We start from the raw sequence: 20948 nt of genomic DNA on the forward strand, positions 1-20948 counted from the left end.
AAAATTACGGTTAATCATTCACGTCAATTTTCCATTTCTCGCCTATACATCGAATCTTAAACATTTCGTATAGGTCTTTTATGGGGTAGGGGATAAAAAGCCCGCGTGATTGCGGGCCGTGGTGCTTGTCAGAGTTTTAGTATTTTGCTTGGCGCTGGCTTATTAATAATGCTGGCGTTTGCTGCAAGCTGCTTACCATCGCTCGGTAGTGACCATAAATCCTGATGAGATTTTAAGTGTTCAACCGCCTGTTTAATGTATTCGTCGTCATCAAATAGCGGCGAATAATCCGCGTAAAAGGCGTTAACGGCATTATTGGTCATCTGCAATTTCACCAGCATTTTCCCCATACGTGGAAGCTGCTGAAGCTCATATTTAACCACGCCCATTTCCATTAGAGATTCCAGGCGTTCGCCAGCGGCGGTAATTTCACGGTTGTAAACGGCTTGCTGTTGCTGGTACTCAGTTTCTTTAACGGCAACATCGTAATAATGAGCGTTCATGTATTCATCAAGCGAGTCGGCAATATTTTGCTCGAATACTCCGCGCCGTCCATCGCTCATCACTGTTTCTTTGATTGCCAGATCACAATGGATTTCTACGCCTGACTTAAGTTTAATCACACAGCCTTTGCCGCTCTTGGGAAGATCCGCGTCTAAGATGTTATGGGCTTCAAATACTTCTGGAAGATATTTTGACATGGTGTTGCCTCCTGTTAGTTGTTAAGAGCAAATTTAATGATTTCGCGCATGTGCTTTTGTTGTTGCTCCATGCGTTTCATGTTTTCCTCGCGGCCTTGCTGGTATTCATCGGGCGGCGGGGCTAAATAATCCGTTGGTGTTGGTATATCATCACCGTAATTAATCGGCTCATCCGGCGCGGGCGGCGTTTCCGCTGGTTGCTCTGCCTGAAAATAATCATCAGGATTCGGCGCTTTTCCGTCCGGCTTGTAACTGGTTTCAAAATACTTGGCGGTTGCTTCATCAAGCCCGCCGTTGAAATATTCGTTTATGTTTGGCGTTGTCATGGCTTGGCCTCCTATCATTTGCGCTCTTGTTTTACGCGTGTGCTGCCAGGTCGTTGTAAATGCTCTGCATCAGGTCGGTGTTAAAATCTTCGCCTTTTGTGTAAGCATCCAGCATCTGTAAAGCTGTCCTAACTTTAGGGGCGGGCAAATGTTTATTCTCTTTCAGTAAGCGCCACTGTAACCCGCATTCAATAACATTCATTAGGTGGAATAGATCGCGGCATTCATTTTCTAAAAGGTTTTCGTCGGCATCCGGTAAACCTTCATTACCCATCATTGCGGCATACGTCATAAACTCATCCGCAAGTGTGGCGCGGGCCAATGTCAATAACAGGTCGGGGGAGACTTTAATCAAGCCTTGCCCGTATTCGTGAATTGTTTCTCTTACATACTCCATGTAACGCTGTTGGTTGTTCAAATTTGTCATGGCTTTATTCCTCCATTTATTAATTAAAGTTGCTCTAACCAGGTGTCTATTTGCTCTTTTTTCCAGTAAACGGATTTCCCGATCTTTTTAGGTGTTGGGAATCTACCGTCACCAATCATCTTATATAAGGTGCTGCGGCTGAATCCGGTGATTTTCAGGATATCAACCACTCTATATAAAATCTTGTTCATGGCTTTCTCCTTTCGTCTGCTGCATATTCATTTTTAATTAGGTGGGATTAATACGTCAATTGTGAATTTATTCCGTTGTGTTTGTGTGTATCTATACATTTCCCATCCTGTATATCCATATTACCAATTTTATTTGCAAGGGTGCTTAATTTATTTTGAATGTTTTTATTTATACCTTTCGCGGGAATCATTCAGTTTTTCCGTAACCTTAAACATTCCGTTAATTTTTTACTTTCATCACGTAATCACATCATTAAATAATTAACGGGCCTGGAGTTAATTACGGGGATTAATATTATGTGACCACGTAGGATGCGATATAAGGCGGGCTGTGTTCTGGCAATGGAAATAATAAAGCCCGCGTGATTGCGGGCCGTGTAGCGTATTTAGTGAATGATTTGGTGGTATTTACGGTTATTTCTTAGCGGGTTGGCTTATTACTCAATCTTCACGCTTAGCGGCTGTACATCAATCGCTTCGCGTTCTCCGCTGCTGTAATCGCTGTTAATGCGGTTTTCTCGGCCTGGAAGGTCGTATTTAACGTAATGGATTAGAATTTCATCGTTTGGCTTGCGGCCTGTTCCTGCATGTGCGCGGTGTAGCTCGATCACTAATCCGCGTTTAACCAATCGCTTTAACGCTGCCCGCACCTTCTCTGTGTCGTACCTTCCATCTAACCAGGACTCGTTAAGGGTGCGCGGATCTATCGGTAGCTGGCTGATTGACCGATCAAGCGGCCCGATCATAAAGCTGTCGATCATAATCATCGTGTTTAGGATCTCATTCTCTAATGCAAGCGCTGGTGATGCCGTTACATTTCCGGTCAAGCTGTAAAGGTTTACGCCGTCCACGGCTTGACGGGTAACAATGCCGTTTTCCCGTAACGTTTCCAGGCTGCGGCGTATGCTGCGTTGCTGGATCTTGCTGTCTTTATCTCCTAACAACTTCTTGCTGATTTCCTTCACTGAAAGCGGGCCATTGTCGAGCGTAGCGGCAATTGCTTGCTGTTTGCTTGAAAGTCTCATGGCTTTTCCTCCTGTGGTACAAATCTTAATACCTTACTGTCTGTTCTTAGTGTACCCCTCATTAACCATAATCATCAAAGGTGAATTCTCTGGTTTACGGTTGCCGGATCCTGGCGTTGGCCTCATTCAAAATAAACGTAAAATCGCATCGAAAATAACCGCTCTAAATCGCTCTCTGACGGCCCCAATTTTCAGCTATGTAATTCCTTATTTTCCCGTTATCGCTGCGTGTAATCGTTTTGGCGTGGCGTATTGTGGAGATCTGGACGTTGGCTAGGGTAGGGGGATAGAAAGGGCGCGGGCGGCGTCCATGCGGGCGGGGATACCTTGCTTTATATGGTGCAAGATATCAAATCGCAGTGAATCACAGATCGTGCCTGTTCACTTACGATGATATGCCGTGACTGTATGCGGATTTTCTTTCCTTACTCCTAGCTTGTTGTTAGCTAAACCCATCAGGCTTATCAGTAACAGGTGGATCAATTCGCTTATCTTCGCTTACTGGTTTGCATTGCTGGCGATCACGCCTGATCTGTTCGTAGGGATTGCGAATAAACGATCCTGTCATCATGCAAAGCGGGTTTTTCTTTCTCTGATGTGTCAGTCACTGCCGATCCCTGATGACCTGCTGTGATGAGAAAATAAATGTTAACCCTTACACATCCCGATTTTTAATCGGGTGAGGCCGCGTAGCGGTCGATACAGGAAAGTAAGTGGCGCTTATTGGCTGGTGTTGATAGGTGAGCTTTAATCGGTGGGGGTTGTGGGTTATTCCGGTCTGGAATCGCAGACACAATATGCCTTAAAACCAAATGTTGTTGCTTCGCATAGCTTGATAGGTATCGCTAGCCCCGCTCATGTCCTCGCAAACATTGCGTTTGCTGCGGGCCGCTCAGGCGTGGAGTGGAAAGTGATTAATCTCGTTAACTGCTAAAACCATTATATCGGCGGTAATTATTCCAGCAAAATGTGAATGAAAATCATAACTAATTGTTTATATTTATGAATGTTGGAATAATAAAAAATACCATGGAATAACTTATTCTAGTTAAGTCCAATTGCTCGAATTTTGATCGGGTACGGGCAAGAAAAGCGGGCTATAGCAGATCAGTTAATCTTTTCAAAACTAATAACCTCTAACAGCCAATACAACGCCACCGATGATGCAAAGAACAATGATCCATAGAATGGCTGGCATTGGATTGCCATTTTTAGCTTCAGATGCCAGATGTGCATTAAACTCTTTTTTACTTTGCCTACGGCCATGCGTTGTAGAATAATTATGTTGCCCTAACGGAACTGTCCCAGATTCAACATATTGTTTCGCTGCTGCTAGCGTAGGAACAGGCCCAAAATCATGAGCACCATTAGCATCAACAACAAGCCATCCTGAGCTATTTTTTACGATGAAACGCCCATCATCTACTGCGTACTGCCCGGCCTGAATTCTAGCCACCTTAGCCAATGTTTACCCCTGGTTACCTAATGCTCATCATCATAAGTGCACTGATAATATTTTATTACTTAATCCCTCGCCAATTACATAATCGCATCGCATCGCATCGGTGTTTGTGTCGGTGGGGGATTGGGTTACGCGCCATTGCCGTTTTGTACTGGTCGATTAGCTCGACAATATAGGCGGCCTGGTTCGGGTCGTCAGTCATGGCAAACAATCGGCCCCATCTGACGCGTGTTTAAACGCCTCCTGCTCGTCTAGGTTGCTGCCGTTGTCGTAGGCTAGATGCAAGGGTGAACCAGCTTAGGTTTGACCTGATACAACTATGACGCAGGGCCTAGCCCAAACTTACAGTCCGTTCAACCAATAGCGGACCTCATGACCTTGTTATATGTCCGTCTGGTGGCAAAAGCTGACATCTTCATTTTAGATGAGTTTGTCAGCTACATATAATGACGCTTTCATATTTTGATGCATTTTCCTAAATACTACTAACTCAATTCGGATCTATTTCACTCTCAACCACAATCGTATTGATTAATCCGCAGTCACTATCTATACAGTCTTTTTGCTAATGGTGCTATGGATGAGGAATAACAAAATTCTCTATTTATATTGTCTATCAATTCAAAAACTTGATCTTCAACCTCATAGTAGTCATTTCTAGGCAATCGAGGATGGATTATTCCAAAATCTCGAAGTAAAGTTGTGATGCTATTTTGATGTCTTACGTAAGAGAAAGAACCAGATTTGGCTAATGAACATGCAGTATTTGAGTCACTTATAGCACTGTTTAATTTTACAATCAGATTGCAGTAGTCTTGAGATATGGATGTAGAGCCAGAACGAGACTTGTTAAAAATAATGTTATACCATTTGAATATATCGAATGAAGATGCGGATAGACGATCTCTTTTATTTATTTCGTATGATAAGTACTCTTGAAATATTTTAAAGTGTGATATATGGTTGCCGAGAGCTGACACGCTGACACTATTAGTATACCCAAGCAACGCAACAACTATTCCACCTATGCTAGCAACTAATCCCAACAAAATGAAAGTTGCTTGCAATATTAATATTGATTGTGAATAACCTTTAGTAAAATTTGAAATACAGGTATTATTGAAACAAAAACTTCGACTAAAAAAACCTTCTTGCACTCCAGTTAAAATAAATGAAGTTACAAAAAGCAAAATTCCTAGAGAAACAATAGCAATCAAACATAGAAGCAAGATTCTAAGAGAGTGTGAATCTATTTTTTTTAGAAGAATATAATTTTTAAAAAAATTTTCCATTACTTTAACCTGAAGATTATTGTATGTAGCTCGGTTTTATATTTTTTGTTTTATTGCGAAATATAGTTGCTTCACGTACAAAGGTTCGTTGTAAAATATTTATACGCTCATGCACTCTATGATATCTTTTCCAATACCAATAAGTATCATGCTTACCTTTATGAAAATCATCTTCAAGGTTGGCTATGGAAATAAAAACCCTGTCAAGATCTTTTTTTGATGGTAAAGGGAAAAGTTTAAAAAGTCGATTTACTAAGCTTTCATATTGAGAGTGATTTACTCGCTTAAGTTTATTGACTCGGCCCATGCATCTGTTGAAGTCCTTTCTATAAGCATGTGTTGTACGGTAATTTCTTTCAGCGGCTAAACTTTCAATATTGCGTACAGATGCTCTAATTCGTTTTGCTTCGTCTGAAGGGAGACGAGGTTCGGAAAATGAAACACGCAACCCATGAACCGTTAATGGAGTAGTCGACGTATAATACTGTTGGGTTTTTTTAAAATTAACAGGTAAATCTTTCTCATGTAGCATATTAATAATTATATCTTTTGCATATGAAAAGTCATAATTAGACACTGTTGATGATACTGTTATATCATCAACTAAGCGAGTATACCTTAAATTCTTTCGAGATAACCTATCGACAATTTTCCATTCGACATCATGTAGGCATAAGCAGGATAAATAGCTTGACGTTAACGCTCCTTGTACTAAATGTCCCTCATAACAGCAGATATTTGTCAAAGCCTGTGATACATCATCGCTAAAAAAGAAAAATTTAGAAAAAATACTTTCAACATGTATTGCCTGTACATTATCGAAAAAATTCTTAATATCTACTTTTAAAAGACTTTTCGATTGGCAATGAACTCGCGCGCATGCAATGTAATCTTTTTGTTCAATATCTTCATCCAAAAATTGATTTGGTATTGAGCCGAATAGATACGACGCCCAAATAATAGGAGGGTTCTTTTTTTCTCGTCCTTTTGGAGTGTATATATTAAATATCCTCCTGTTAATGCGACGTTGAATTTTTCTAATCAATGATTTTGGATTGTAAATATTTCTTATAGTACCATCACTTTTTTCAACTTCAGAAGGAGTATATCTTTCTTTATCTGGAGTTGATAATGCTGTTTCAAGTTCAGCTCTAGTTATACTAAGAGTAGAACATAAAGAACTAATTGAGTTTATTGAGGAGACAGTTTTCTTTTTAGTATGGCGTATAGGGAGAGACATAATAATCCTTTATACAATATAAGCTCGATCACCTCAAATAAAGAGGACTGGGGGTTATGTTGCTTTTATCGGCTATAACTGACAACTGCCATAACCCCCATGATCGAGCTTACCGTCCAACTCTACTCTGCGTAGCCGAGAGAGGGGCGTGCGTGGGGCCCTCTCCCGAATAGCTTAGTCAAACTAAGCGCCTTGCGGCATTAGTCAATTAAAGACAAAAAATCTCAGCCGATTGTTGCAAAAAAGCGGTTCGCTAATGCAAGGTTATGTATACACTCATTTGATATAACCGTCAAAGGTTTGCTAATGTTATTATGCGTATGCTAATCAATCAATGCTACTGATAGCCCTCTACCATTCCATTAAACCTATATGTTGCTCTAGGTACTTATAGCGATTATAAACTGTACGAACCTCTTTTTTACGTTATTTGCTTACGTGGCCTCGAGCACATCAGCATTAAATCCTCCTTCATTCATAGCTGCGCTACTCGTTAACCTACCCGGGTGTTCTCTTTAAACAACTCGCTAAGGTCTGCTTCTCGCTTGCAGCGAACCTTCTATTTAGTAAGTTAGTCCGCTTGTGCCAGGAGCGGAAGTTGCTAAGTTTGGTCTGCATTAATTTGAAGGGAGCAGAACACATGAGCCAAGAACGAATTTCTGCGGAATTTTTTTCGTGCACCGCGGAGGTGAAAGGTCATAAATGGTACGCCAGCACCGACTTTACCTAGCTTTTTTTAAGTTCAGCAGCAAAACCTGCCTTGCAGGTTTCCTGCGTCGGGATAATCGATACTGAACCTTGTGCATACCGTTCTCATCAGTTGAATTAAAGATTCCACAGTCTTTGCCGATATCACCTTGGTTCTTGCTTGTGATGCGTTCAGTGTTCAGCGCTGTTTGCTGTAGCCCTCCAGACTGATTACAGACCGCCTCTTAAAAGCCAATCCTTACCCTAAAGGGAACTCATGAGATTAAAATACTCAGCACTCTTACTCGCCGTTGCCATTACAGGCTGTGATAACAAAAAAGACGTGATCGGTTGTTCCTCTGAAATGACCCAGTCAGCTCTCATGGATTTAATAAAAAAATCTGCTTATGAAGGTCTCTCTGAACAGGTCGACAAATACCCTGACGTCACTAATCAGACCAAACGAAGCGCTTTGGACAAGATTAAACTGACCATCTCTGAAATCTCCACAACTTCAAGTGACACGGGCAGCACAATGAAAACTTGTGAAGGGACCGTGACGATGACCCTACCTGCGAACGAGTACGCACAGCTTTCTGATGCTTACAGAAAGAACTTTAACCGTAATCTCGACAAGCAAATGGAAAGCCTGTCTTTGGATAACAACGCAAACGCCTTTTCAAAACGCATCTCCTACACCGCACAGGCAACCGACGATCAGAAAAACGTTTTTGTGAAAGCTTCTTCTGACAACCCAATATCAGTGGGTGCCGCTGCACTGACATCGCTTTCCATCATCAACCCGATCGTTGAGCAGCAAAAAATCCAGCAGGCTAAGGATGCCCAGCAAAGTCAAATTGAAGCGGAACAACAGGCACAACTCAGGGCGCAGCAACAGGCTAAATATGAGGCGGAGCAGCAGGTTCAGCAAACCATTCAACAACAATCCTACCAGCAGCCTCAGCAACAAAAAGCTGACAACCTTGATCAGTCTCGAATGGCTTTTGCGAATGCTGACTCTGATTTGAATACCGCTTGGAGCACATTAACACCAGAGAAGAAAAAAGAGTTGCTGCCTTCTCAGCGCCAGTGGATCAAAACTAAGGATGCTATGTGCGGCAAAGTTTCAATGCAGGGAACAGATGCTGAAGTCAAGAAAATGGTCGACTGCCAGACGCAAATGACCCTTTCAAGGACCGCGTTCTTCAGAAATCAATAGCGGAAACTCCCTTCAAGCTGGTGGCCAGGGCTAAGCTGGCGCCAGCGTAATGCGGGATAATTTCAGCCGTTGTTCCCTGATGCCCCACGCCGGATATTTTACTCGCGGTTAGAACGGGATTTTGGGACGTAGATATTTCATTAAAGGCGATGACCATCATAGTCATCAACTACATGAATTTTCTGTTAAAGATATGCAAGTATTAAGACATCTTACTTTCCGTGATTACCAATGATGTTAATCGTTGCAGGCACTCAAAAAAGAATTCATCGATCATCAATTGCAACAAGTATTGCTTGTCCGGGATCGAAAAATACAAATTAAATTTGTTACTGGAAAGTGCTGTCTAATTAATCGGGAACGCTCCACTGCCATGAGTAAAATGTCTGCACTTCGCTCATATAAGACCTTCACCTCAGATATGGCATGAATAGGGGAGATCAATGTGCGGACGTGAAACGGCTATTTATGAGAAAAGGCCCACGAACTGGAACTATTTGATTGTGGGGCTTTTTGGGTTAACCGCACACAATGAGTAGCTTTTAAATAATTAAAACCTTCTTTCACGGCTAAGACTGGCGGTGGTCGTAATCACTGGATGAATAATTCGAATCATCGCTAACCTCGCCGCCAGCCTGTTTATTAAACCCGTCAAAGCGTCGTAGGGTCAAAGCTCGGCTTAAACAGTGGGGAAGTGGATCACGGCGGCCCGCTGGCCTTGCATCGGCTCCGGCTCCCTTGCCTGAATCCGGTCAAGCCAGTCGGCATACTCCTGCAACATGTCCCTCCGCTGTGGCAATAGTTGGGCGTGGTTATAAGTGGCCCGCATAGCATTCTGATCCGCGTGTGCAAGGGTTAATTCGATCAAAATGGACGGATAACCCGCGTCGTGCAAAACAGTGCTTAGTAAGTGTCTCAGGCCGTGTGGTGTCAACCTGCCGCCGTAGCCCATGAGTTTGATCGCGTTGTTAAGTGTTCCCGCGTTCATCGGTTTGGACATATCGGATCGGCCTGGAAAAATAACCTCCCCATGTCCCGTTAGCTCCTGCACGTCACGCAAGATTGCTATGGCCTGGCGTGATAATGGCACGATGTGTGGGCGGCGCTTTTTCATGTTCTCCGGTGGGATGTTCCATACACCGGAATCAAAGTCTATTTCTGACCATGTACCGAGCCGTAGCTCGACGGTTCGTAATCCTGTGAGCATTAATAGCTTGATCGCATACTTTACTAAAATGCTGCCGCTGTAAGTCTCCAGTGCTTCCAGGAAGGCCGGGACCTCTGCAACTGGTATAAACGGGTTATGACCATGCTCAGGCTTTTGTAGGGCCGCTGATAAAAGATCTGCGGGGTTCTTTTCGGCGCGTCCGGTAACGGTGGCATAGTTGAACACTTCCCCGATCCGGTGGCGTACCTTGCGGGCCTGAATGATTGCCCCGCGATCCTCAACGGTTCGCAATAGGGATAAGACTTCGGCGGGCTGTATGGTGCTGATCTGCTTTGAACCGATAAAGGGATAAACATCACGGCGCATGATGGATTTTACGTCATTAGTATATTTTTCCGTCCATTGGCGGGATCTGTGCTCAATATATTCATTGGCAATATGCTGAAAGGTAGTCGCTTCCTGCGTTACCTGTGCGGCCTTGCGTTCGTGTTTATGTTTTACAGGGTCAATCCCATCGCGTAACAACCGCCGCGCTTCCTGACACCGTTCACGCGCTTCCTTTAGGCTCACTTCGGGGTATACGCCAACGGCTAACAATCGCTCTTTGCCTTCGTGGTAATACTTCACCCGCCAATACTTCGATCCGTTTGGGTTAACTAGTAAAAAAAGGCCCGCGCCGTCTGATAGCTTGTAGGGCTTCTCCTTTGGTTTGGCGGTGTCTATCGCTCGTGCTGTAAGTTTCATGGGGGTACATCCTAACAGTGATTCGGTGGTACTCCCTGTTGTACCCCTTTAAGCTGTGGATTGGCTTAAACAGTGGCGTACATTCAGGGATACTGAATCCCCATCATAGCTGGATCTAACGGTCATTAATAGACGGATGTGAACGGAAATAAACACGTGTTATGAGTCTCTCTGTAAATCGCGTTCCAGCGGTAACTCTACTGTAATGCTAACCCCACCAAAAGGCGAATGGGCGGCACGAATCAGACCATTATGCGCTTGTACGATATTGACGCAAATCGCCAGCCCCAACCCGGAACCTCCACTGGCGCGGTTGCGCGAGCCTTCGGTGCGATAAAATCGTTCAAACAGCTTCTGTAACTGCTCGTCACTTACGCCGGGAGCGGAATCTGCGAAGGTTAATAACACCATGCGTTCGCGTTGTTCTGCGCTGATATGCAACCCGCCACCGCTATCGGTGTAGCGCAGACTGTTTTCCAGCAGGTTGTTGAACAGCTGCATCAGACGATCCCTGTCACCAAATACCGTCATGCTGTCGGGGAGCGAAAGCTGTATGGTCAATCCACGGCTGGCGAAGCGTTCACGAAATGCGCCGCTTGCCACTTCCAATAGGGGGATGAGGTCCAGCGATGTTTTCTGGTAGGCCAGCGCGCCTTCATCTGACATGGAGAGCTGATGAAGGTCGTCAACCAGTTTGGTGAGCGTACCGACTTCAGCCTGCAACGAGGCAACGGAGTCAGGGGTAAACTGGCGGACACCATCCTGAATGGCCTCCAGTTCACCGCGCAACACCGCCAACGGCGTACGCAGTTCGTGAGAAATATCGGCCATAAAGTCACGACGCATCTGCTGGTTTTTTTCCAGTGTACTGGCGAGCTGGTTGAAGTCCTGCGCCAGCTTGCCCAGCTCATCCGTACTGGTTGGCGTAACGCGAGTGGTGAAATCGCCCGCCGCCAGTTTGTGCGTGCCTTCCACCAACCGCTTAACCGGGGCCAGCAGGCTGCGCGCCAGCGTAAACGTCGCCAGCGCGGCCAGGATCGTGGAGAGCGCAACGATAAGCCAACTGGATCGTCTTTGCTGCATGTCGAAATTGATATCCGTATTCCGCGTTAAACGTTCCACGGGAGAGGCGATCACGGCGCCCACTTCGCTACCGTTAACGCGTATGGGATGGCGCATGCCGTCGCGAGGAACTGGGCCGCGCGGGCCGACCAGCACACGGGCATTTTGGTCGACAACCCAAAACTGTGTTCGCCAGCCGTGCGGCGGCATGCCTGGGCCCGGTTTATCATCGTCGTTGTCGTGTTCAAAAGAGCGCAGGATCTGGAAAACAAAACGATCGTTATTGCGTAAGAATCGCCAGTTGCCGTGCTGCTCGTACTGCTCGCTTAATGCGTCGCTGAGCATTTGCAGCCGTTGCTCGTTGCCGTGCTTGATATAGTCAATAAAACCACGTTCGAAGCTAATGCGTACGGCCCAGTGCATGCTGATCAGCAACACAATGCAGGTGGCGAAAATCGCCAGAAACAGTTTGCCGGTGATACCGGGCCGCCAGAACTTCATCAGGTGCTCCTTTTGCGCCGTGAAATCACCGCGTTGGTTTGCGTGTCGTTCGGCACGCGGGCAAAAATAATGGCGGGCAGCGCAATGATGAATGCGATGCACAGCCAGGTATACATAAAGACGGTATGCGTACTACCGCTGTCGATGGCGATATGCTGTTGGCCGAACATGCCCAGCAGCAGGCCAGCGATGGTCACACCAATACTCATCGATAGCTGCATGATCATCGACAGCAGGCTGTTACCGCTGCTGGCCAGATCGTCAGGTAAATCTTTTAACGTAAGTGTGTTCATGGATGAAAAACGCGTTGAGTTGACCATTCCCTGTAAAAACAGCACGAAGGGCAGGGCGTAATACCAGCCCAGCAGTGCCGTGGTCATTAGCAACAGACTGACCAGCGACAGGCCAAGCGTAGTGGTAATCAGCACACGACGGTAACCAAAGCGGTTAACGACCTGCACCACAATGCGCTTCATGCCCATACTGCCCAGCACCATCGGGATCATCATCAGCCCGGCATGAAAAGGTGAAAAACCGAGGCCAATCTGTAAAAACACTGGTGTCATAAACGGCAACATGCCGCTGCCGATGCGTCCGGCAAAACTGCCGAACAGACCTAGCGAGAAGGTTGGTGTGCGAAACAGATTCAGGCTAAATAGCGCACGCGGATTACGATGGGCGTGTTTCAGATATAGCGCAATAGCCAACACCCCGCAGATAACCAGCGCCGCCAGCGTGATACTGGAGAGGCCGGTTCCTTTGCTGCCATCGAGCGCCAGCGTCAGTACCGCCATGCCGACCGCCAGCATCGCGAACCCTGAGAGGTCGAAACGTCGGGTTTGCATGGTGTAGTTGGGCATCAGCATTAACGTCGCTATCGCGCCGACAATGCCTACCGGAATGTTAATCAAAAATATCCAGTGCCAGGAGACGTATTCAACCAGAATTCCGCCTAACGCCGGGCCCAGCAGCGGGCCGATTTGGCCGGGTAAAGTGACAAACGTCATTGCCGCCATATATTGCTCACGCGGGACGATTTTCATCACCGTTAGCCTGCCGACCGGCACCATCATCGCACCACCAACGCCTTGTAAGACGCGCGCCATCACCAGCTCGTTGAGCGTGCTCGACCCGGCACAAAACAGCGAGCCTAGCGTAAACAGAATGATGGCGGTGAAGAAGATATTACGCACGCCAACTTTGTCCGCCAGCCATCCGCTGGCGGGCAGCATCACGGCAACAGTTAAAACATATGACACAATGACCATATGCATGTGTAACGGGCTTTCCCCGAGGCTTGCCGCCATCGAGGGAAGCGCGGTGTTAACGATGGTGGTATCCAGCGACTGCATAAAAAAGCCAAATGCCACAATCCAAAGTTGCCAGCGGGTGCTGTCGGGAAGTTCTGTCATAACTCTGCTACCGGTTTGCTGTTTTTACGCGAAAAACGCAGACGCAGGCGGTCGAAAAAGAGATAGACCACGGGCGTGGTGTACAGCGTCAGGAGCTGGCTCACGACCAGCCCACCGACAATGGTTATCCCCAAAGGCTGACGCAGTTCAGAGCCATCTCCTGCGGATAACACCAACGGCAACGCGCCAAACAACGCCGCCAGCGTGGTCATCATTATTGGGCGAAAGCGCAACAGGCAGGCCTGGAAAATAGCTTCTTCCGGCTGTAGTTTGCCATTTCTCTGCGCTTCCAGCGCAAAATCGACCATCATGATGGCGTTTTTCTTCACAATGCCAATTAATAGCATGATCCCTATCAGGGCGATTAGGCTGAACGGGGCATTGAACAGTTCCAGCGCCAGCAACGCTCCAACGCCAGCCGAAGGTAGCGTGGAGAGAATGGTCAGCGGATGGACATAGCTTTCATACAGCATACCCAGCACGATATAGACCGTGGCGATGGCGGCGATAATCAGGATCACCTGCGAATTCATGGTGTCCTGAAATACCTGCGCGGTACCGGCAAAGCTACCGCGAACCGAGGAGGGGACACCGAGTTGGGTCATGGTTCTGTTGATGGCCTCTGTCGCTTCTGACAGTGAAGAACCTGTCGGCAGGTTAAACGACACGGTTGAGGCGGCAGACAAGCCCTGATGGTTCACAGACAGTGGCGCATTCGCCGGCTGCCATTTAGCAAAGTACGATAACGGGATCGCTTTACCGTCATTGTTGATGACGAACATTTTGTCCAGTGCGCTGATGTCCTGGGTGTAACGTCGATCGACCTCCATCACCACTTTGTACTGGTTCATCGGTTGATAAATTGTCGAAATCTGCCGTTGTCCGAAAGCGTTATTCAACAGGCTGTTGGCGGCGGCAACATCGATTCCCAGACGCGACATGGTGTCGCGATCGTAAATCAGATTCATCTCCGCGCCATTGTCCTGCTGATCGGAGTTGACGTCTGCCAGTTGGGGCAGGGCGGCAAGCGCCTTACGGATCTTCGGTTCCCACTCACGCAGCGCCGCGAGATCGTCGGACAGCAATGTGTATTGATAGCTGGCGTTGGCCTGGCGTCCGCCAACGCGAATATCTTGCACCGCCATTAAAAACAGATTCGCACCTGGCTCTTTTGAAAGCGCGACGCGCAGGCGGTCGATCACCTGCTGAGCCGTTTCATGGCGCTCATCACGTGGCTTGAGGGTAATAAACATCATCCCGCTGTTGACCCGCGAACCACCGGTAAAACCGGTGACGTTATTCACCGCCGGGTCGTCGCGGATGATCTGCATAAAGTCCTGCAGTTTGCCGCGCATCGCCTGAAATGAGATGCTCTGGTCGGCCTGGATCCCACCCATCAATACGCCGGTATCCTGCTCCGGGAAGAAGGTTTTGGGGATGGAAATATAAAGCCAGATATTCAGCGCGATGGTGCCAAGTAACACCACGCCTACCAGCCGCGTATGGCGTAGCACCCATTTAAGCGAGGTGCCGTAACTCTGTTGCAGCGCCACTAGCACACGACCAAAACCCCGCTTGCGAGACTGTTCGCGCGGGGTGCTGGATTTGAGCATCCAGCCGCACATCATTGGCGTTAATGTCAGCGACACCAGCAGCGAGATACCGATAGCAACCGACAGCGTGACAGCAAATTCACGCAGCAAGCGCCCAGGCAATCCGCCCATTAACAGCAGTGGCAGGAACACCGCCACCAGCGACAGACTCATGGAGAGCACGGTGAATCCCACTTCGCGCGTACCCTGTAACGCCGCCTGGAGCGGCTTCATTCCTGCTTCCAGGTGGCGGGCAATATTTTCCAGCACCACGATGGCGTCATCGACGACAAATCCCGTAGCAATGGTGAGCGCCATCAACGACAGGTTGTTCAGGCTGAATCCGCACAGATACATGGCGGCAAAGGTACCGATCAGCGAGACCGGAACCGCTACCGCGGGGATCAGGGTCGCGCGCCCGGAGCGCAGGAAAACAAAGACCACCAGGATAACCAGCGCCACGGAGATAATCAGCGTCTGTTCGACTTCTTCCAGCGAGGCGCGAATAGTCGGCGAGCGGTCCTGGGCGATTTGCAGATCGATAGCGGCCGGGACCAGCGTTTGTAGCTCCGGCAATTTGGCGCGAATGCTGTCTACCGTCTGAATAATATTGGCTTCCGGTAGCTTGCGGATCATCAGCAGAATGGCCGGTTTGGCATTGGTCATCCCCGCGTTGCGTACGTCCTGCACCGAGTCGGTTACAGACGCAACGTCGCCCAGTCGTACCGCCGCGCCGTTATTGTAGTGGATGATAATCGGCTGGTATTCGGCGGCGGTTTTCAGCTCATCGTTGGTTTGGACCTGCCAGCGGTGGGTATCATTCTCGATAGCGCCCTGCGGCTTACGCACGTTGGCGTTGTCAATTGCGCTACGTACGTCGTCCAGCGACACACCCTGGTTAAACAGCGCTTGAGGATTAAGCCCTACACGCACGGCAGGCAGAGAGCTGCCTCCAACGTCCACGTCGCCCACGCCGTCGATCTGTGCGATGGTCTGCGCCAGCTGGGTTGATGCGAAATCGTACAATTCACCTTGCGAGTACGTGTCCGATGTTAGCGTCAGGATCATGATTGGCGCATCGGAAGGGTTGGCTTTGCGATACGTTGGTCGGCTCGGCATCCCGCTGGGTAGCAGACTTTGCGCGGCGTTAATTGCGGCCTGAACGTCCCGCGCCGCGCCATTGATGTCACGGTCGAATTTGAATTCGAGAATAATACGCGTACTTCCAAGTGAACTGCTCGAAGTCATTTCGTTCACGCCCGCAATGCGTCCCAGCGAGCGCTCCAGCGGAGTTGCGACCGAGGACGCCATCGTTTCGGGTGAGGCACCCGGTAACGATGCGCTGACCATGATCACCGGAAAATCCACCTGCGGTAGCGGAGCGACCGGCAGCAGACGAAATCCGAGTATGCCGCACAGGGTGATGGCTACCGAAATGAGAATGGTCGCCACCGGACGATGAATGAAAAGCGCGAAAAATTTCATTTACGCTTCCTCTTCCTGACGCGGGAAGCGGCTTTTCACGTACAACGACAGACGGTCAAACAGCAGATAAATCACCGGGGTGGTAAACAGGGTTAATACCTGACTCACCAGCAGCCCACCGACCATGCCAATACCTAATGGACGACGTAACTCTGCGCCCACGCCGGTACTTAACATCAGTGGCAACGCGCCGAGCAGTGCCGCCAGCGTAGTCATCAGGATCGGGCGAAAACGCAGCAGACAGGCCTGGAAAATGGCATCGCGTGGTGACATTCCCTGTTCACGCTCCGCGGCAAGGGCAAAGTCGATCATCATGATGGCGTTTTTCTTAACGATACCGATGAGCAAAATAATGCCGATAATCGCGATGACGTCCAGTTCGCTCCCGGCAATCATTAACGCCAGGAGCGCCCCGACGCCCGCCGTCGGCAGCGTGGAGAGAATAGTAATTGGGTGAATAAAGCTCTCATACAGCACACCCAGTACGATATACATCGCGACAACCGCAGCCACAATCAGCCAGATGGTATTTCCCAGCGCGGCCTGGAAGGCGAGCGTGCTGCCCTGGAACTGGGTGGTAATATTTGCGGGCAGGTTAAGCGTTTTTTCGGCATCCAGAATCGCCTGTACCGCATCACCCAGCGACCACTCGTCTGGCACGTTGAACGAGATGGTGGTGACCGGGAACTGATCGAGGTGGTTAATCGACAGCGGGGCAAAACGCTGTTCAATACTGGCGATCGCGCTGAGCGGTACTATGCCACCGTCGCTACTGGTCAGACGTATTGTATCCAGTGCCGCAAGCCCCGGCGTATTGTTGGTGTCATGTTCTAACACCACGCGATACTGATTGGCCTGGGTGTAGATGGTTGAAATCAGTCGCTGGCCGAAGGCGTTGTACAGGGCGTTGTCGACATCTGACATGCTGATGCCCAAACGGCTGGCGCTGTCGCGATTGACGTTCACATATGCTACCAGCCCTTTGTCCTGCCAGTCGCTACTGACATCGGACAGTTGCGGTAGCTGATTTAGTTTTTCTATCAGCTGTGGAACCCAGGTGCTGAGGGCATCAAGGGATGTCGCTTGCAGCGTGAACTGATATTGCGTCCGGCTGACCTGAGTATCAATCGTCAGGTCCTGAGTGGGCTGAAGATAAAGGTCAACGCCGGGAACTCTGTCAACCGCGTCCTGTAGGCGCGCAATCACTTTCTGCACCCGATCGTCACGTTCATCCAGCGGCTTAAGGTTGATTTGTAAGCGCGCGCTGTTCAATGCCGTATTAGTGCCGTCCACACCGACAAAAGCGGTCAGGCTTTCTACCGCCGGATCTTGCAGGATGACATCTGAGACCTGACGCTGACGCTGAGCCATGCTGGCAAACGAGCTGGACTGTGGTGCCTGCAGCGTGCCCTGGATGATGCCGTTATCCTGTATCGGGAAGAAGCCTTTGGGAATAAAGACCCACAGCATGACGCTTAGCGCCAGCGTGCCGAGTGCAACGCCCAGCGTGAGCCACGGATGGTTGAGCACTTTCGCCAGCCAGTGGCCGTACCCGGCAATGACGCGATCAAACATTCGCTCTGAGGCACGGGAGAAGCGGTTTTGCTTACGCAATGAGGCCTGATTCAGCATACGCGCGCACATCATCGGCGTAAGAGTGAGCGAGACAACAGCGGAAATCAGAATCGCCACGGCCAGCGTCACAGCGAACTCCCGGAACAATCGGCCTACGATATCACCCATAAACAGCAGTGGGATCAGTACGGCGATCAGTGAAAATGTCAGAGAGATGATGGTAAAACCAATCTCGCCCGCGCCCTTCAGGGCCGCAGTCAGCGGTTTTTCGCCTTTTTCGATATAGCGTGAAATATTCTCGATAACCACGATAGCGTCATCCACCACAAAACCTGTCGCAATGGTTAGCGCCATGAGGGTCAGGTTGTTGATGGAGAAATCGAGGAATACCATCACCGCGAAGGTGCCGATTAACGATAACGGTACGGCGACCGCAGGAATAATGGTTGCCGGAATATTGCGTAAAAACAGGTAGATAATCATGACTACCAGCGCAATCGCCAGCATCAATTCAAATTGGGTATCCGCTACGGACGCACGGATATTGGTCGTACGATCGGAAAGTACGCTGACCTTAACCGATTTGGGCAGGCTCTCGGTGAGCTGCGGCAGCATCTGGCGGATACTGTCAGCAGTGGAAATGATGTTCGCGCCAGGCTGACGCTGAACATTCATCACAATGGCTTGTTGCTTATTGGCCCATGCGCCCAGCCAGCTGTTTTCGGCCCCTTGTTCTACGGTGGCGACATCGCCCAGACGAACCGGCGCCCCGTTTTTATAGGCAACAATGAGCTGACGATATTCATCCGCGGACTGCATCTGGTCGTTGGCTGAAAGGGTAACGGCACGCGTTGGGCCATCAAGACTCCCTTTTGCCGAATTGACGTTTGCACCGGTAATGGCCGTACGGATGGTTTCGCTGGTCAGACCGAGTGCGGCAATGGCCTGAGCGTTAAGTTTCACGCGGACCGCCGGACGTTGCCCACCGGAAAGTGTTACCAGGCCCACGCCGGGAACCTGAGAGATTTTCTGCGCGACGCGGGTTTCGACCATATCTTCCACCTGTGTCATCGGCATGGCGCTGGATGTGACCGCCAGCGTCATGATCGGCGGATCTGCCGGGTTTACCTTGCTGTATACCGGAGGGTTAGGGAGATCGCTGGGTAATAAATTGGTGGCGGCGTTAATCGCGGCCTGAACTTCCTGCTCGGCAACATCCAACGGGAGCGTCAGTTGAAACTGTAACGTAACGACCGATGCGCCACCGGAGCTTTGTGATGACATCTGTTTTAAGCCAGACATCTGTCCAAACTGACGTTCAAGCGGTGCGGTGACCGCCGAGGTCATGACGTCCGGGCTGGCGCCTGGGTAGAGCGTAACGACCTGAATCGTGGGGTAATCCACTTCAGGTAAGGCGGCGATTGGCAGGAAGCGATAACCGATAATTCCGGCAAGCAAAATCGCGACCATCAGCAGCGTGGTGGCGACGGGGCGCAGAATAAACAGGCGCGATGGTCCGCCTGTGTTGTCCGGAGGTAACACCTGCATCAGGAGTTGGCTCCTTTTTTGCCGTATCCGCGTGGAGCAGTTTTCTCGTCGGAAACAGAGGCGTCGTGCGCCTCAACGACTTCGACTTTTGCGCCTTCCGTCAGACGATCAATACCGTCGGTCACGACCCGATCGCCCGCAGACAACCCGGCAGTAATCACCACTTTTTGGCTATCCTGAATTCCCGGTTTAACCAGGTGTTTGCTCACTTTGTTATCGCTGTTCAGTACCCAGACAAAGTGGCCTTCGTTACCCATTTGCAGGGCGGCAGTTGGGATCACAACGGCATTTTGTTGTGTGTCGACCAGCATGCGGGCGTTAACGAACTGGTTAGGGAATAAAGCATCATCCTGATTGTTAAAACGAGCCTTAACTTTGATTGTTCCGGTGGTGGCATCAATTTGATTGTCGAGACTGAGCAGGACGCCTTCGCTCAGCTTTTGCGAATTGGTTCGGTCCCAGGCTTCGACCTTCAGCGGGCTCCCCGATTTTTGCGCCTGCAACACGGTAGCAATGTCGTTTTCAGGCAAAGTAAATATCAGGTCGATGGGATGCGTTTGCGTAATGACGACAATTCCGGTGGTATCGCCACTGGAAATTTGGTTACCGACATCGACCTGCTTCAGGCCGACACGACCATCGACAGGCGCGGTTATCCGGCTCCAGTCGAGCTGCAACTGAGCGCTGGCGACACTGGCTTCATCCGCTTTTATTGTGCCTAACGTCTCGTTGACCAGCGCCTGCTGGGCATCCAGCTCCTGGCGGGAGACCAGATTGGTTTTAACCAACTGTTGATAGCGGGCAAGATCGCGACGGGCATTCGCCAGCGTGGCTTTATCTTTTGCCAGTTGTCCCTGCGCCTGAGCCAGAGCAACTTTGAACTGGCTGGGATCTATCTCTGCCAGCAGGTCGCCGGCTTTAACCTGTTGTCCTTCCTCAAAGTGTAAGGCGATGAGTTGACCATCCACCCGACTACGCACCGTGGCGGTATTTGCGGCAGTAACGGTCCCCAGCCCTGTCAGATAGCGTGGCACGGCTTCCTCGGTGGCGGTGGCAGCCTGCACGGGAGCCAACGGTCCGGAGCGCATTCCACGCCGTCCTGACCCCGCCGTGTGCTGCGCGGGTTTGGTCGCGCCCGGTGCGGTTCCCTGGGATGCGCTGCGGCTTTGCCAGAACCAGATGGCGGCGACGGCGGCCACGACGATCACGATTGCTATCACCCAGCGGGATTTATTACTGCCTTTCATTGTTATGAGTTTCTCATCCTGAAACGATTCGCGGAATGATACTA

General features: G+C 49.3%; 15 protein-coding genes. 1 reads left to right on the forward strand and 14 read right to left on the reverse strand.

From position 1 onward, the window contains the following. Positions 1-128 precede the first annotated feature (128 nt). The 8 genes from LY264_RS09030 to LY264_RS09065 form a co-directional block, all read right to left on the reverse strand. Positions 129-701 (reverse strand): hypothetical protein, encoded by a 573-nt coding sequence (locus LY264_RS09030; protein ID WP_071692578.1) that lies wholly within the window; start codon positions 699-701, stop codon positions 129-131. 14 nt (positions 702-715) lie between these two features. Then, positions 716-1027, reverse strand: coding sequence for a hypothetical protein (locus tag LY264_RS09035; protein ID WP_048224481.1), 312 nt, complete (start codon positions 1025-1027; stop codon positions 716-718). A gap of 31 nt (positions 1028-1058) precedes the next feature. Then, on the reverse strand, positions 1059-1454 hold the full coding sequence (locus tag LY264_RS09040) for a hypothetical protein (protein WP_071692579.1): 396 nt from the start codon (positions 1452-1454) through the stop codon (positions 1059-1061). A gap of 23 nt (positions 1455-1477) precedes the next feature. Next, positions 1478-1645, reverse strand: coding sequence for a helix-turn-helix transcriptional regulator (locus tag LY264_RS09045; RefSeq protein WP_071692580.1), 168 nt, complete (start codon positions 1643-1645; stop codon positions 1478-1480). A 437-nt stretch (positions 1646-2082) separates the two neighbouring features. After that, positions 2083-2670: a winged-helix domain-containing protein gene (locus LY264_RS09050; protein ID WP_071692581.1), complete on the reverse strand. Its 588-nt coding sequence runs from the start codon at positions 2668-2670 to the stop codon at positions 2083-2085. A gap of 1126 nt (positions 2671-3796) precedes the next feature. Then, the gene (locus tag LY264_RS09055) at positions 3797-4126 is read right to left on the reverse strand and encodes a hypothetical protein (RefSeq protein WP_239606547.1); all 330 of its coding nucleotides are present in this window, start codon (positions 4124-4126) and stop codon (positions 3797-3799) included. 551 nt (positions 4127-4677) lie between these two features. Then, entirely contained in the window at positions 4678-5424 is a 747-nt protein-coding gene (locus tag LY264_RS09060) for a retron Ec48 family effector membrane protein (RefSeq protein ID WP_131820874.1), read from the reverse strand. Between the two features lie 16 nt (positions 5425-5440). Continuing rightward, positions 5441-6664, reverse strand: coding sequence for a reverse transcriptase family protein (locus LY264_RS09065; RefSeq protein WP_071692582.1), 1224 nt, complete (start codon positions 6662-6664; stop codon positions 5441-5443). Positions 6665-7628: 964 nt separating this feature from the next. Here LY264_RS09065 and LY264_RS09070 point away from each other — a divergent pair. Then, entirely contained in the window at positions 7629-8570 is a 942-nt protein-coding gene (locus tag LY264_RS09070) for a lysozyme inhibitor LprI family protein (protein WP_071692583.1), read from the forward strand. Between the two features lie 679 nt (positions 8571-9249). Here the strand turns inward: LY264_RS09070 and LY264_RS09075 are convergent. From LY264_RS09075 to LY264_RS09100, 6 genes are all read right to left on the reverse strand, one after another. Further along, positions 9250-10482 (reverse strand): tyrosine-type recombinase/integrase, encoded by a 1233-nt coding sequence (locus LY264_RS09075; protein WP_071692585.1) that lies wholly within the window; start codon positions 10480-10482, stop codon positions 9250-9252. A gap of 159 nt (positions 10483-10641) precedes the next feature. Beyond that, positions 10642-12045 carry an envelope stress sensor histidine kinase BaeS gene (baeS, locus tag LY264_RS09080; protein WP_071692586.1) on the reverse strand — a complete coding sequence of 468 codons (1404 nt, stop codon included), beginning with the start codon at positions 12043-12045 and terminating at the stop codon, positions 10642-10644. After that, positions 12045-13457 (reverse strand): MFS transporter, encoded by a 1413-nt coding sequence (gene mdtD / locus LY264_RS09085; RefSeq protein WP_048215949.1) that lies wholly within the window; start codon positions 13455-13457, stop codon positions 12045-12047. Before mdtD ends, baeS begins: the two co-directional genes overlap by 1 nt. Continuing rightward, a complete protein-coding gene (gene mdtC / locus LY264_RS09090; protein ID WP_048224467.1) occupies positions 13454-16534 on the reverse strand; it encodes a multidrug efflux RND transporter permease subunit MdtC in 3081 nt (1026 codons plus the stop codon). The genes mdtD and mdtC overlap by 4 nt, the downstream gene beginning before the upstream one ends. Further along, positions 16535-19657: an MdtB/MuxB family multidrug efflux RND transporter permease subunit gene (locus LY264_RS09095; protein ID WP_048224464.1), complete on the reverse strand. Its 3123-nt coding sequence runs from the start codon at positions 19655-19657 to the stop codon at positions 16535-16537. It abuts the gene before it with no gap. Then, positions 19657-20904: an MdtA/MuxA family multidrug efflux RND transporter periplasmic adaptor subunit gene (locus tag LY264_RS09100; protein ID WP_048224462.1), complete on the reverse strand. Its 1248-nt coding sequence runs from the start codon at positions 20902-20904 to the stop codon at positions 19657-19659. Before LY264_RS09100 ends, LY264_RS09095 begins: the two co-directional genes overlap by 1 nt. Positions 20905-20948: the final 44 nt, after the last annotated feature.

The organism is Citrobacter portucalensis (assembly GCF_023374935.1).
GTDB classification, from domain to species: Bacteria; Pseudomonadota; Gammaproteobacteria; order Enterobacterales; family Enterobacteriaceae; genus Citrobacter; species Citrobacter portucalensis.

Bases quoted from the DNA above. Each gene is read 5' to 3' on its own strand.
- LY264_RS09030 (WP_071692578.1), bottom strand. From the start codon at position 701: ATGTCAAAATATCTTCCAGAAGTATTTGAAGCCCATAACATCTTAGAC.
- LY264_RS09035 (WP_048224481.1), bottom strand. From the start codon at position 1,027: ATGACAACGCCAAACATAAACGAATATTTCAACGGCGGGCTTGATGAA.
- LY264_RS09040 (WP_071692579.1), bottom strand. From the start codon at position 1,454: ATGACAAATTTGAACAACCAACAGCGTTACATGGAGTATGTAAGAGAA.
- LY264_RS09045 (WP_071692580.1), bottom strand. From the start codon at position 1,645: ATGAACAAGATTTTATATAGAGTGGTTGATATCCTGAAAATCACCGGA.
- LY264_RS09050 (WP_071692581.1), bottom strand. From the start codon at position 2,670: ATGAGACTTTCAAGCAAACAGCAAGCAATTGCCGCTACGCTCGACAAT.
- LY264_RS09060 (WP_131820874.1), bottom strand. From the start codon at position 5,424: ATGGAAAATTTTTTTAAAAATTATATTCTTCTAAAAAAAATAGATTCA.
- LY264_RS09065 (WP_071692582.1), bottom strand. From the start codon at position 6,664: ATGTCTCTCCCTATACGCCATACTAAAAAGAAAACTGTCTCCTCAATA.
- LY264_RS09070 (WP_071692583.1), top strand. From the start codon at position 7,629: ATGAGATTAAAATACTCAGCACTCTTACTCGCCGTTGCCATTACAGGC.
- LY264_RS09075 (WP_071692585.1), bottom strand. From the start codon at position 10,482: ATGAAACTTACAGCACGAGCGATAGACACCGCCAAACCAAAGGAGAAG.
- baeS (WP_071692586.1), bottom strand. From the start codon at position 12,045: ATGAAGTTCTGGCGGCCCGGTATCACCGGCAAACTGTTTCTGGCGATT.
- mdtD (WP_048215949.1), bottom strand. From the start codon at position 13,457: ATGACAGAACTTCCCGACAGCACCCGCTGGCAACTTTGGATTGTGGCA.
- mdtC (WP_048224467.1), bottom strand. From the start codon at position 16,534: ATGAAATTTTTCGCGCTTTTCATTCATCGTCCGGTGGCGACCATTCTC.
- LY264_RS09095 (WP_048224464.1), bottom strand. From the start codon at position 19,657: ATGCAGGTGTTACCTCCGGACAACACAGGCGGACCATCGCGCCTGTTT.
- LY264_RS09100 (WP_048224462.1), bottom strand. From the start codon at position 20,904: ATGAAAGGCAGTAATAAATCCCGCTGGGTGATAGCAATCGTGATCGTC.